This is a genomic window from Peribacillus sp. RS7 (assembly GCF_041956845.1).
Classification (GTDB): domain Bacteria; phylum Bacillota; class Bacilli; order Bacillales; family DSM-1321; genus Peribacillus.
Window position 1 is genome coordinate 5,091,959 of record NZ_CP168135.1, and the last position, 13,724, is coordinate 5,105,682.

A 13,724-nucleotide genomic window follows, 5' to 3' on the forward strand; every position below is an offset into this window, starting at 1 on the left:
GCATACAGACCCAATTACTTGTTTAATTCCGTTAGGAAGTAAACCATTCTAGAGGAACCATTACTAAGGAAGGAAACAAAATCAACAAGATCAATACAATTACTTCCACGAGCAAGAAAGGCCAAATTCCCTTCATGATATCTTCCATACTGATTTTACTTATGCCACACATGACATTTAATACGGTTCCGACCGGTGGTGTAAGTAAACCAATGGCATTATTCAGGATAAACAGGACACCAAAGTAAACTGGGTCGATTCCTGCAGCGACCACCAATGGCATCAAGACAGGTGTAAGAATAAGGATTGTCGGCGTCATATCCATTGCAGTTCCAACTACGATAACCAGTAAGTTAATCATTATTAATAGAAGGAATGGATGATCCATGAATGGTTCCAGCAATCCAATTACCTGGCCAGGTAAATCGGCTACAGTTATCAGCCAGGATGACACTAGTGCTGCGGCGACCAGAAACATGACCACACTTGTCATTTTTCCTGCATGAACAAAGACATCGTACAAATCTTTCACTTTCATTTCACGATAGATTACAAGACCGACAAATATTGCGTAAACTGCAGCCACCACTGCAGCCTCAGTCGGGGTAAATAGTCCGAATTTCAACCCCCCAATGATAATGACTGGCAGGAATAGAGCCCATATGCCTTGTCGGAGTGAGATAAGTATTTCTTTTGCTGATGCTCGAGGATTAACCGCGACTTTATCTTTTCGTGCAACAATGGCCCAGGTAACCGTAAGTCCAACCGCAAGTAAAATACCTGGTACGATTCCTGCCATAAACAGCTTTGTAATGGACACACCACTCGCGACACCAAAAATGATAAAGCCAATACTTGGTGGAATGATCGGAGCAATGATACCACCTGATGCAATTAACCCACTTGACCGGTTCACATCATAACCAGATTTCACCATCATTGGAATCAATATAGCTCCAAGCGCTGCTGTATCTGCAACAGCAGATCCGGATAAACTTGCAAACAACACACTTGCAATGATCGCTACATAGCCAAGACCTCCTTTGATATGGCCAACCATCTTCATTGCCATCTCAACGATACGCCGTGATAATCCGCCCCGATTCATCGCTTCTCCAGCCAGCATAAAAAACGGTATGGCCATTAGAGGAAAGTTATCCGCACCACTGATAAGGTTTTGCGCGATAATTTGACTATCAAAAATACCAAGGAAGTACATTAGCACTACGCTACTCACAAGTAAGGCAAAGGCAATAGGTATTCCAAGTCCCATGGCTCCCAGTAAAGATCCGACAAATACACCTATCATCCCTGTTTCTCCTCCTTAGCTATCCTAATATCTGAAGCAAATTCATCAGCATGGAGAGAAATTAACTCTTCTGACTCACTTATCATCACTAATTCTTCGTCTTTAATTTTATTGAAGAAAATCCGATACAAGTTGAAAATGATCATACTGCCCATTGAAACACTCACAAGAATACCTGTCCCATATACAAATGCCAGTGGCATGCCAGTGGCTGGTGCTGTACTGTCAATGTTTATCAACGTCATTTTCCAGCTGCCATCCAGGATCAGGAGAAGAACGAAAAGCATCAACAAATCACTAATAACGAGTACCACTTTTTTCATCTTAATTGGGAGCCGTTTGATGACCATGTCGACACCCAAGTGTTCTTTGTTTTTGAAAGCTCCGATGGCGCCTAGGAACGTCAACCAAATAAAGAGATATCTTGACATTTCTTCTGACCAAGTAATCCCTGAATTAAAGAAATAACGAAGAACTACATTACCAAACACGAGTACGACCATTATTGCTAACGCAGCAGCCATAATAATGTTCAACGAATTTTCTAAGATTCTGGAAATTTTATTCACCTATACATCTCCCCCTTCCTATCTAGAGCGCCTGCATTATTCTGCTTTTATTTTTCCAACAAGCTCTTCTGCCCAGTCATTTTCCTCAAAGACTTCATCATAAACAGGTTGAGATGCTTTTAACATTTTTTGTGAAAAATCTTCGTCAGGCTTAGTGAACTTGATACCATTATCCTTAAGAAATGCTTTGTCATCTTCGTAACTTTTTTCCATCAAATCAAACTCATATGCTGCCGACTCTTTTGCTGCTTTTTGAATGATTTTTTGTTGTTCCTTTGTAAGACCGTTAAAGAATTTGCTATTAATAATGTAAATATTGGGGCTGAACATATGCTTGGATTCTAGAACATCACTTTGAACTTCATTCCACCCCGAGGATCTCAGCGTGGCAATGGGATTATCTTGAGCATCCACCACCTTTTGTTCAAGTGCGGTAAAAACTTCTGAAATAGGTAATGGGCTTACGTTTGCCCCTAATGATTCACCTAATTTTATGTAATTAGGGATGTTCGGCATTCTAAGTCGAAGTCCATCAAAATCTTTCATACTCTTGATTGGACGATTGCTCGAAAACATCCTAAATCCATTTGCACTCCATGAAAGAGGTGTCACTCCATGTTTTGGATCAAGCTCTTCCGTCAATTCCTCTCCAATAGGTCCATTCAATACCTTCTTTACATGGTCGTAATCCCTAAATAGGAATGGCCATTCCGGAACACCCATTTTCGGAATGTCCGACTGCATGATTAGCCCGGGAACACCCATTTCGATTGTTCCGTTTCTGACACCGTCATAGAATTCTTTCTCTGCACCTAATGTACTGTTTGCATAAATCTGAACCTTAAGTTCACCATTACTCTCTTTTTCAACCATTTTTTTAAATTTTTCTTTTAAGGCAATGTTCTGAGGATGATTTTCGGCAAAATAATGTGCCACTTTAATCGTTTTCTTTTCAATTCCAGATCCGCTGGTTTTTTCTCCTTCACCACCACCACATCCTGATAAAAGCAATGCCACTGCAAGAGTAAAGCCTGTGGAGAATACAAAAAGCTTTCTTTTTTTCAAGTAAAACCCTCCCCAAAGTTTTTGTAAGCGTTATCATAACGGGCTGAAATTAATTACTTCTCCATACTCTTGTATAAGCCAAAGGCGAAATCGTTTTATAATGTAAAACCCCGTTTTTGTTTTACTCGGAGTAAGGAAAACACTTTACCGCTTATGACGTTTTACATATGCATTTATTACTTTTCTATAAGGCGAAGAATTTGTTCTATAATGCAAAACCCTGTTTTCAAATTCAGGATCTTACGTTGATTATAAGCTTCCATTTTTACTAAAGTCAAACCATTTTTTGAATTTTATAACAATTAAAAAAATACTCCTTTTGTCACATATCAATATGTCAATCATTAAAACTTTTTAACCAACGCCCTTTCCAGTCAGGCAATTGCAGAATCAAAACAGGCAAGATGAAGTTGATTTTTTCTATACTAAGATATTTCTAAGATAGGGAACCAAACAAAACCAAAGGTTCTATTTAAAGTACATTCTTCTACTCCTTTTTACAGAGATTTGAGTCGGAATTTCGTTTTGCCAGCTGAATAATCAGCCTTCCCTTTAAGAATTACTTTACTTTCCATTTGGTTAAGGCGACATTATTTAAACAATCATTACCACGGCTAAAGTTTATTTTTTTAATCCACTCTATCCTATTAGAAAAAGTTAGACCCTTTAAATGAAAATAAGATAAATTTTTTACTTGTTAAAATTTTTTCGGGATATCAAATGATATGATGCTTTCGGCCAATATTTGATTTTCATATTTGATCTTCCGCTTCATTAGAGTGGTATTCGCTTGTTTAATTTCCCCCTTGTTATTAAGTATATTGACCCGCCCTTTTCCTTCAAAAGTTCATTTTAATAGATACATCTTTTTCATCCTTGCCATTGATAAATTTTTTTTTATTGAGACCATTCATTATGAACCTCTCTTACATCCGGTTAAAAAACTCTACCCCAGGCTTTTAACAGGGACTCATTAAAGATATCTATTTATTACCGATATATAGAACATGCTGGTTAATATATAACACGGGAAGGAAAAGACAAAGATGAATAGACTTAGTACGAAAATAGGTTTTGTTCTTTTAGTAGGCATGATCGTTGCATTAATCGGAAGTTTACTTTTAATGTATAAGAGTACAAATGATACGGTAGAGAAAACAATAGCCACGAGCAGCTTAGACTTAGCAAGCAACATTGCTCAAGGCATTAATCCAACGTCTTATGCTGATTTTTTAAGTAATCAATCTGAAACCCCAACCTATTGGGAAATACGCGAACAGTTAAACGATTTTAAACAAAAAACTGGAGCACTATATGTATATACATTGGGGATTAATGAAAAAAGCGAAAAAGTTCATATTCTTATAGATGGAATGAGTAAGGGAGATAAAAAAGCATCGCCAATTTTAACCCCTACAACCGTAACTGCATATCAGGATGTTGAAAGCGTTATGAAGGGAAAGGTTTCTACCACTTCCATTGTTCATGACCCTGATTATGGTGACTATTTATCCGTTTTTGTTCCAATAATGAAAGGCGAAGAGGTCATTGGAATATTAGGGGTAGATATTGATGCCAGCAAAGTCGATGCTACTGCCAGCAAGGTTCTTAATGGGATCCTTCCCCTAACAATAATAATCAATGTAATCTTAATGGCAATCATAGTGGGTGCTCTAATATGGTTCTTGACTAGAAAGTTAAGCCCCCTTCACAAGGTCAGCATGGCTGCAAAGGAAATCTCCAATGGAAATTTATTAACAGCCAATGAGCTGATTGGCCAAACGAGGGTAAACGGAAACGACGAAATCAAGGTTTTAGTGAAATCCTTTGAAGAAATGATTACCAACACAATGATGATCGTCAACTCCATGAAACAATCATCCTTACTGCTTTTGGATTCATCAAGTGATATCGAACACAAAATCAAAGAAATGGATATCTCCACGCAATATATCGTTAAAGGCATTCAACAAGTTGCAGGAGCTACAGAAGTGCAATTGTACAGAAGTGAAGAATCATCTAGGGTCATCGAGGAAATGACCATAGGGATACAAAGAATTGCCGAAGCTTCGTCAGAAGTCAGTGAACAAACAAATCATGTTTCAACTAGAATGTCCATTGGAAATAAAGATATTAATGAACTCTCAAATCAAATTTTACAAGTAAAAGATGTTATGCTGCAAACAAGTTCAGAAATAAAAAAATTGGACGAACAAGCAAATGAGATTGTGAATATTGTACATTTAATTACAGGAATTGCAGAGCAAACAAACCTGCTATCATTAAATGCTGCTATTGAAGCTGCTAGAGCCGGTGAACAGGGTAAAGGTTTTGCGGTGGTATCTAACGAGGTACGGAAATTGGCAGTGGGCACCAAGGAATCTGCTATCAATATACAAGAGTCCCTGCTTAATTTTAAATCCATCATAAATAAATCAGTGAAAATGATGGAAGCTGGAACGAAAGAGGTAGAGGAAGGGACAAAATTTGTCCTGAATACAAAAAAAACTTTTAAACAGACCATAAAATCTTTTGAGCATGTTAGTGAGCAAATTCAAGAAATATCCGCCATTACCGAGCAAATGGCCGCAAGTTCACAGGAAATCAATGCTTCGATAGAAGAATTTGCTGGGTTAACGAAGGAAACAGCCATGGCTTCAAAGCACGTGGCACATTCAACCGATCAACAAGCAAAATCCATGGAGGACATCTCTTCCTCGACCTCATCAATGGTAAAACTCGCTAATGACCTAGAAACATCTGTTGAACAGTTTAACGTGTAAAAAACTTGAACCACTATTCTATTACTATCTAAAAAAAGGGATTTTGCTATTAATGCAAAATCCCTTTTTTATATTTTACCTATTTGATTTTAGTTTCAAATCACCTTCATAAGGGATATGTTCAACTGTTATCGTTATTTCTTTTCCATCTTTATCTTTACCGATTCTTTTATAAGTGAATTTATTTTCATTAAGTTCTGTAAGTTCAAGAACTGCGCCATACTTATTTTTCCCTTGTGAAACATGGGCTCTTATCTTATTTCCATGTACAACATCGTAATAGCCGTAATCACCTCGGCTTTCACCGGTTTTAGCATCAAAAAATTCATACTTATTTGTTTTATCCTCAAATTTTGCTAGACCTAAATAATTCGAATTATAGCTAGATACATCATTTCCCTTTTCATCCAAGGCCACTGTTCCTTGCCATGGGGTGCTAGATAAAATTTTGTCTCCATCAACGTCTGTATCTACTTCCCCTGTGTAAGTTTCCAAAGTTTTATCTGGATCAGTAAATGTAAGTTCTGTTTCATTATAAGGAATATGATCAACAAACACCTCTACGTCGTTACCATTAGCATCTTTACCCATTCTTTTATAGGTAAACATATCCTTATTCAGTTCTGTTATTTCAACAACAGCTTGGTAACCCATTGATTCTGAAATTAACACTCGCATCTTCCCGTTGGTGATAAAGAATGTTCCTTTATCACCACGACTTTTTTTGGTATTTTTATCAAAAAATTCATATCTGGATGCTTCATCGTCATATTTCGCAAGACCAATAAAGTTAGCATTCTCCATTGTTAAGTCATTATTATTCTTATCATAAACTTTTGTACCTTGCCAATTCGTGCTACTAAGGATTTTAGTCAATTCCTGTCCTTCGGTTAACTTATTTTCTTGTTTACTCTCTTTAGCAGTTTGTTCATGTTTCTGTGCACTTGGATTGTCTTGTGCGTTTGTGTTACATCCCGTTATGGTCAATGTTAACCCCAGTAGTATAGAAGATGAAATTTTTGCTTTTTTATTCATTTTTTTGTCTCCTCATTGTATATTGTTGTATTTATTATTTAGTAGTGCAAATATTGACTTTATAGATTCATCTATGATCTGGTTATTTTGCTCCTGCTTTTAGTAAAATTTGTTCAATCTCTTTAAATCCTTTTTTGCGTGCATGTTGTAAAGGGGGCACATTATTTTTATCAGGAATGTTGACATCAGCCCCATGATCAATCAACAATTGCACTGTTTGTTGCTGTCTCCCATCACCATTATTCAAAATGATGGCTTCTAGCAAAGCTGTCCAACCGAGATCATTTACATGATTGATATCCATATCAGTAGTAACAAGTTCTTTAATAATATCCACGTATCCATGTTCCGAAGCTGGGATTAAAGCCGTTCCACCATACCTGTTAGTAATTGTCGGGTCGGCACCTGCTTCAATCGTAAGTTTTAGAATATCTTTAAAACCTTCTGCACCGGCATACAAGAAAGGGTTATTTTCCATGTTATCCTGGATGTTGACGTCGGCACCCGCTTCAATTAGTATTTTTGCAGTCTCTACATCATTGATATAAGTCGCAATCATAGTGGCAGTTCGCCCTTCTGTGTCCTGTGTATTAATATCTGCACCTTGCTCGATCAACCTTCTTACCGTTTCCGTGTCTTTACGTTCTGCAGCTTGGATCAGTTCTTCATTCATACCTTTGCCTGTCTCCTTTTCTTGTTTATTTAGCTCTCTTTCATTATCTAAGACACATCCTTGAAGGATGAAAAAGCATCCAATGAAAATTGATAGCCGTCTCCACATGAAGCACACCATCCTGTAATTATTTGTTACTATTTTTGCGCTTGAACCATAAATCAAAAGGCTTTGATCGCCTTTTGCTATGACATGCGATTTGGGATTAAGCAGCTTTTCTTTTTGGGAAGCAGCAAACTGCGGGCGGCCATCGTATGGCCCTTGCCACATAGGACAAGGTTCGCCCCTGGATTAAAGTCTAACTGTCTCAGAGAAATGGCTTCCCATTTTACGGTACACTTCTTGAATTACTGTCATTCCACGTGTTTTTTCGGGTCATTTGGTTCCATTAATCAATAGAATCGGTAGCAATGAATTAGCCGCTTCCTCCTTTTTCAGTTATACTGATGTGCCAATAAAATGGTTTGTTCTATCCATGAGGATTTTTTCTCCCTTTTAATTTTTAGTCGCTTTGTTATTCCGTCTACATTATGATAGTGCTTATTCTTAAACTCCCTCTAAACAATTTCTTAAAAAAAGATTAACTTATTAATAAAATTTCTTAATGTTTATAAAAAAATCCCGCCACCTTCGTGACGGGTCATAAAACATACTATTTAAACATTAAAGCGATATCCTGCTCCCCAAACAGTTTCCAAAAATTTAGGATGTGCAGGATCTCTTTCAATTTTTTCACGTAGTTTCCTGATATGGACGGTGACAGTCGAAACATCTGCAGCCGATTCCAATCCCCAAATATTTTCATAAAGCTGCTCTTTGCTTAATACTTGATTCGGATGCATGACAAAAAATACTAACGTATCGAATTCCTTTGTTGTAAACGGGATCACCTCTCCGTTTATATGAACTCTGCGTGCTGACTTATCTATAGAAATTCCATGAACATAGATGGAATTGGATTTGGGGTGACTTCCTGATAAACGTTCATAACGCGCTAAATGCGCCTTTACTCTTGCAACTAGTTCACTTGGACTAAAGGGCTTTGTAATATAATCATCTGCCCCTAGACCAAGCCCCCGAATTTTATCGATATCTTCCTTTTTGGCGGAAACAAGCAATATCGGGATATTTTTGACAGCACGTATTTGTTTGCATATCTCAAATCCATTCAACCCTGGAAGCATGATGTCCAAAATGATTAAATGATAATTTCCCTGAAGGGCCTGTTGGAGACCTGCATCACCTGTATATTGAATATCGACACTGAAATCATTAATTTCCAAGTAATCCCTTTGCAATTCTGCAATACTGACTTCGTCTTCAATAAGTAATATCTTTTTCACATTTCCTCACCTTTCTTTATGGAAAAGAAGACACTTGTACCCTTTCCTATTTCACTAGTAGCCCAAATATCTCCTCCATGCTCGCCGATAATTTTTTTTGCGATCGCAAGTCCTAAACCACTTCCACCTGTCCGAGAATTTCTAGATTGCTCAGCACGATAAAAGCGGTTAAAAATATAAGGCAAAGCAGAAGATTCTATTCCATAGCCATTATCTGTTACTTGTACAACTACATCATATAGACCTTCATGCAGAGAAATGGAAATGTGTTTTTCATCTTTATTCATATACTTTATACAATTGCTGATTAGGTTGGCCAATACGCGTTTTAATTTCTCTCTATCCGCTGTCACATATATCGGTTTATTCATCACATGAAGTTCAATATGAATTCCTTGTTGAAGTAAATCCAGTTGAAGTTCTTCTACGTAGTCTTTCAAATATTTATCTAGTCTGACCGTTTCAAAAGTGAATGGTTCTTTTTTTAAATCCAGCTTGGAAAATAAAAACAATTCATCTATCAATGTATCCATATCTCTTGCTTTAAGGTATACAGTTGATAAATACTTGTCCATTTTCTGCGGGGTGTTTGCTACCCCGTCTTTTATCCCCTCAACATATCCCATAATCGAAGTGATCGGTGTCTTCAAATCATGAGAAATATTGGAAAGGAGTTCTTTGCGATTTTCCTCATACTGAAGCTGAAGGTTTACGGACTCTTTTAACTTTTTTCTCATTTCCTCAAACGCTCTATTCAATTGTCCGATTTCATCATTCGAAGACGCTTTTATTTCAAAGTTTAAATCTCCTGATTTTATCCGCTCTGCACCTTCTTTAAGTATTGAGATGGGTTTGATGATGCTTTGTGAAACTAAATAATTTAAAAGTCCTATAATCATTACAAACAATAATAGCAATAGAGCGAATAAAATGGGAAACAATTCCCGAGTCAACTCGGCATAGGAACTTGCCTTTCTCAATACAAAAATACTTCCTTCACTTTTATCCGAAAAATAAAAATCAAACTTCACATATGTGAAAAAAGAGTCTTTCATTTTGATTGTGTCCCGCGTATTGATGTTCGTTTCTTCGAACTTGGGAAGTGATGGAACCAATCCTAGCTTATCTAGTGTTGGGGAAGCATACTCAATGTTTTTATCTTTTCTAACGACAATCTTAATATCCTTATGTTCAATCTTCTTCAGCTGATTTTCGTTTAGAAGCTGCTCAGGGTTATTTTTTGCCAAAAGCTTTAAATCGAGAAACACACTTTCCTCTACTGCAGTCAAAGGTTTTTGGAGATAAGATTTTTTGTATAAATGCTCTATCGATTTCACATCACCTGTTATTGCAAAAATAAGTAAAAATCCGGCTGCTAAAAATAAAGTGATGGAAATAAGGATTACTCCAACGTAGGACAACAGAAACCTCATTTTAATTGACAAATATATTCACCCCGTATCGATCTCACGTTTACTCTTTTTAGATTGTTCATCGTTTATCTAATGTTCTTGTCGGCAATATGCTGTTTCCCACGATAATTTTCCAGAACTAAAAGAACCATATCACACAAATCTTAAAACTTTCTAAAATACATAGAAAAAACCCTTAAGATTTTTACCCTAATCGATTCAAACAGAATGCCCTTAGAATAAAGAAGATCTGTGGTATCCAGCAAAATTTATTTGGTAAAAATTATTTTTTTATACTTCCTATTATAATCATCGTATAGTTCATAAATTATCCAATAGTTCTTAATAACTATAACTCTCCTATAGTTCCGTAAGAAAAGGTTACCGTTCAAGTAAACAAAAAATGCCGGTTTTCAAAGTACATCATGGAATGTATCAAATGGTATCGAAAGTAAAATAAAATTCCAAGAGCAGTTCCTTGGTTCAAAATTCAGAACGTAAGGAAACAAAATATGTACATGCAAAATATCTAACGAACGTCCGATAGCTTATCAAAATTTCAGAGGATTGAAAAAGACCATGTTTAAAATTCTGGTCTTTTTCTGAGATATTAATCAAAATGGATTCTTTTCTTGTGATTTACATATAGAAATAGTTTGATTTTTAAGTGTATAAACTCTATCTCTTTTACATAATTCTTGGTAGTTTACCTAATAATAAATAGCCTCATCAAGTTTTTGATGAGGCTGGCCATTACGTATAGGCATTAAAGTTTTAGCACTAAAATCGATATATCTTCAGGGTAATTCCTTTAGTTTTGAACGGCTCTAGTATTATAATATTCTTCAAGAGTAATTCCGTGGCTCATAATGGTTTGAGCTGTAGATTTGCCTACATATCGAAGGTGCCATGGTTCATATTTATAACCAGTAACTGATTCTTTTCCTTTAGGGTATCGGATAATAAAGCCATAATCATCTGCATGTGCCTGTAGCCATTTTGCTTCTTTAGTACCTCCAAAGCAATCCTGTGCCGCGCATTTACCATTTCCCCCTGTCACATCAATAGCGAGGCCTGTTTCATGTTCACTTGTTCCAGGTATCGCACTGTATGTGGTAGCTTTTGCATAACCATCCCTTTTTACATAATAATCAAATAGAGCAACTTGTGTAGCATGTGATCTGTACGCAGATACACCGAGGAGACTTACTCCCTGCTTCTTGGATTCCGCAAATAATTTGTTAATGGCAGCAGCTGCTTCACTTCGCATTTTTCTCTTTTCTGTCTTTTCTTTAAAAGTAAACGGTATCGACGTATATACTAAGTCTTTTGGTACATAATTTTCTGGTAGCTTATTTTTTTTATTGACTAGAACTGGAATACTTTCAGGCTTTGCAACAACCTGTATGGCGCCAGAAGACGGAGGGGATACCTTTACATATTGGCTACTAACATATCCTGTTTGACCGTTTATGCTAACCTTTAGCCAACCATTCGCATTTTTTCCAGTTACCATTAGCTTTGTGCCCGGTTTAACGGTTGTTATAATTTTATTAGTTGTAGAAGGACCTGTACGGACATTCAGGTTAGCAGTTGCTGTATAGATTACAGTAACTGTACTAGAGCCAGAGTTTGATATTTTTACATATTTACTACTAACATAACCTGTTTGACCGTTTATGCTAACCTTTAGCCAACCATTCATGTCTTTTCCAGATACCGTTAGCTTTGTGCCCGATTTAACGGTTGCTATAATTTTATTGGCTGTAGAAGGACCTGTACGGACATTCAGGTTAGCAGTTGCTGTATAGGTTACAGTTGCTGCATTAGCTACAGTTGGTTCTAACCCCTTAATAATTGCATGGTTAAAACCGATTAAACCTGAACATAAAATAATGAAGGCAAAACCGGTAGCTAGCAATCTCGTTATTTTATTTAGTTTTGTCATTTAGAACACCTCAGCTTTAAGATATATCGTTAAGCAATTAATGTCACTGGGTCATTCTTCCTATTTCCAATTTGAAAGATTATAGGTTAGGTAATATAAATAATTGAAAACAAAAAGAACCTCTATTTAGACATAACTAATATATGCCTTTCTATAATTACAGAACAAACGCAAAGCTCTAAAACCCCTAAATCAAATTGTATTAAAGTCCACCATCTAAACCGTCAATCTTCACTCCTCTACTCCAATCACGATCGATTTTTAATTTATTTTTTGTGGTGGAAAGGGTTAGTTCTCCTTCTTTCTCATAAATTTTAGATGAGTTCTCGTCATAAACTTTAAATTTCATAATATATAAGTAATCTATTGTGCCATCATCATTTTTGCTTTGTTCTTCAAGTTTTACATCTTGCACTTCAATACTTTTTTTAATTTGTTTGGATACCAATTCTGGTATTTGAAATTTACGGTTTGCGATTTCTGCATCATATTGTTCTTCTGTTAAATATACTTTAATACTTTCTGCGATTTCATCAAAAGTTGGGGGATTGGATGGATCTTTAATGGTATAAAGTTCTGTACTATAATCTATAAATAATTTTTCTGCGTCTTTTACATTGACCACATTTTCCACTTTATCTGGTTTCTCTTCTTTTTCCTTACCATTTTCATTGACCACATCTATGTTGCAAGCAACTAAACCAAGAAACAATACAAACAAAAACAATAAAATAAGAATTTTCCTTATGATAGTCGACGTCACCTCATTTCCAGCAAATGTGCCTTCACTCTACCTTCTATACAAATCGTGAATTATCCTTGTTAAACTAATCAGCCCAGATCGATGCATAAAGAAAAAGCTGCCTTATAGACAGCTCCGATCTACAACTAAGGATGCGTTAGTTTAATAGCATTAGGATTTTTACTTTAATAAAGAATATAGATTAGTATCAAATGAAACATCATTTTGGTACATATAATTTTTCAATATCCCTTCTTTAATGAAACCTAAATTTGTCAACAACTTATCGGATGCTTTATTTTCAATAAAAACAATTGCTCCAATACGCGTTAAGTCAAGCTCTTCAAAACCATAAGAAATCACCTTGCTGACAGCTTCTGTTGCATAACCGTTACCCCAATAATTTGGGAAAAGTGCATAGCTCAGTTCTGCTCTCTTATGTTCATGAGACCATTCTTGAAATCCTATTGTTCCAATGATGCCATCCTTCCCTTTCAATTCAATTCCCCATTTAATACCACGTTTTTCATCGAAATTCTTAGAAAAATTTCTAATTATTTGCTTCACTTGATCTGTATTTGTCAACGGAGTTTGCCCATAATATCGTAATACATCTGGATTGGAAAAACATTTTAATATATCTAATGCATCACCTTCGACCAATTCTCTTAAGACCAACCTGTTTGTTTCTAGTATAGGAAACATTTTTCCACTCCCTTTGCTTAAAACTAGATTCCTCTAAAAAATTCATGGCCTATTTCGATCAGAGGCACTCCTCAATAACACCCGTACATACTACCCTGGCTACTGATGTATTAGATTTCCAATTTTAAGAAAGGACAACC

Annotated in this window: 11 protein-coding genes; 1 reads left to right on the plus strand and 10 read right to left on the minus strand. The window is 36.2% G+C overall.

Annotated features, from left to right (window positions below):
• Positions 1-31: 31 nt before the first annotated feature.
• From ACDZ29_RS25230 to ACDZ29_RS25240, 3 genes are read right to left on the minus strand one after another with little or no spacing between them, the layout of a single operon-like run.
• Complete coding sequence (locus tag ACDZ29_RS25230) at positions 32-1,309, minus strand: TRAP transporter large permease (RefSeq protein WP_289316189.1); 1,278 nt, start codon at positions 1,307-1,309, stop codon at positions 32-34.
• Positions 1,306-1,878: a TRAP transporter small permease gene (locus ACDZ29_RS25235; RefSeq protein ID WP_289316188.1), complete on the minus strand. Its 573-nt coding sequence runs from the start codon at positions 1,876-1,878 to the stop codon at positions 1,306-1,308. The genes ACDZ29_RS25230 and ACDZ29_RS25235 overlap by 4 nt, the downstream gene beginning before the upstream one ends.
• A 36-nt stretch (positions 1,879-1,914) precedes the next feature.
• Positions 1,915-2,943, minus strand: coding sequence for a TRAP transporter substrate-binding protein (locus ACDZ29_RS25240; protein ID WP_370015287.1), 1,029 nt, complete (start codon positions 2,941-2,943; stop codon positions 1,915-1,917).
• Between the two features lie 1,046 nt (positions 2,944-3,989).
• Between ACDZ29_RS25240 and ACDZ29_RS25245 the strand changes: the two genes are divergently transcribed.
• Entirely contained in the window at positions 3,990-5,726 is a 1,737-nt protein-coding gene (locus ACDZ29_RS25245; RefSeq protein ID WP_375089053.1) for a methyl-accepting chemotaxis protein, read from the plus strand.
• A 75-nt stretch (positions 5,727-5,801) separates the two neighbouring features.
• Here ACDZ29_RS25245 and ACDZ29_RS25250 read toward each other — a convergent pair whose 3' ends face one another.
• From ACDZ29_RS25250 to ACDZ29_RS25280, 7 genes are all read right to left on the minus strand, one after another.
• A complete protein-coding gene (locus tag ACDZ29_RS25250) occupies positions 5,802-6,761 on the minus strand; it encodes a DUF4822 domain-containing protein (RefSeq protein ID WP_375089055.1) in 960 nt (319 codons plus the stop codon).
• An 82-nt stretch (positions 6,762-6,843) separates the two neighbouring features.
• The gene (locus ACDZ29_RS25255; protein WP_375091219.1) at positions 6,844-7,542 is read right to left on the minus strand and encodes an ankyrin repeat domain-containing protein; all 699 of its coding nucleotides are present in this window, start codon (positions 7,540-7,542) and stop codon (positions 6,844-6,846) included.
• A gap of 548 nt (positions 7,543-8,090) precedes the next feature.
• Positions 8,091-8,777 (minus strand): response regulator transcription factor, encoded by a 687-nt coding sequence (locus ACDZ29_RS25260; RefSeq protein WP_289325295.1) that lies wholly within the window; start codon positions 8,775-8,777, stop codon positions 8,091-8,093.
• On the minus strand, positions 8,774-10,222 hold the full coding sequence (locus ACDZ29_RS25265; RefSeq protein WP_375089057.1) for an ATP-binding protein: 1,449 nt from the start codon (positions 10,220-10,222) through the stop codon (positions 8,774-8,776). The genes ACDZ29_RS25260 and ACDZ29_RS25265 overlap by 4 nt, the downstream gene beginning before the upstream one ends.
• A gap of 778 nt (positions 10,223-11,000) precedes the next feature.
• Positions 11,001-12,137 (minus strand): D-alanyl-D-alanine carboxypeptidase family protein, encoded by a 1,137-nt coding sequence (locus tag ACDZ29_RS25270; RefSeq protein WP_375089058.1) that lies wholly within the window; start codon positions 12,135-12,137, stop codon positions 11,001-11,003.
• 202 nt (positions 12,138-12,339) lie between these two features.
• Entirely contained in the window at positions 12,340-12,849 is a 510-nt protein-coding gene (locus ACDZ29_RS25275) for a hypothetical protein (RefSeq protein WP_375089059.1), read from the minus strand.
• Between the two features lie 210 nt (positions 12,850-13,059).
• Positions 13,060-13,584, minus strand: a complete 525-nt coding sequence (locus ACDZ29_RS25280) for a GNAT family N-acetyltransferase (protein WP_375089060.1) — start codon at positions 13,582-13,584, stop codon at positions 13,060-13,062.
• Positions 13,585-13,724: the final 140 nt, after the last annotated feature.

Excerpts from the sequence above, each read along its gene's own strand:
- ACDZ29_RS25230 (WP_289316189.1), bottom strand. The coding sequence starts at position 1,309 with ATGATAGGTGTATTTGTCGGATCTTTACTGGGAGCCATGGGACTTGGA.
- ACDZ29_RS25250 (WP_375089055.1), bottom strand. The coding sequence starts at position 6,761 with ATGAATAAAAAAGCAAAAATTTCATCTTCTATACTACTGGGGTTAACA.
- ACDZ29_RS25280 (WP_375089060.1), bottom strand. The coding sequence starts at position 13,584 with ATGTTTCCTATACTAGAAACAAACAGGTTGGTCTTAAGAGAATTGGTC.
- ACDZ29_RS25255 (WP_375091219.1), bottom strand. The coding sequence starts at position 7,542 with ATGTGGAGACGGCTATCAATTTTCATTGGATGCTTTTTCATCCTTCAA.
- ACDZ29_RS25270 (WP_375089058.1), bottom strand. The coding sequence starts at position 12,137 with ATGACAAAACTAAATAAAATAACGAGATTGCTAGCTACCGGTTTTGCC.
- ACDZ29_RS25245 (WP_375089053.1), top strand. The coding sequence starts at position 3,990 with ATGAATAGACTTAGTACGAAAATAGGTTTTGTTCTTTTAGTAGGCATG.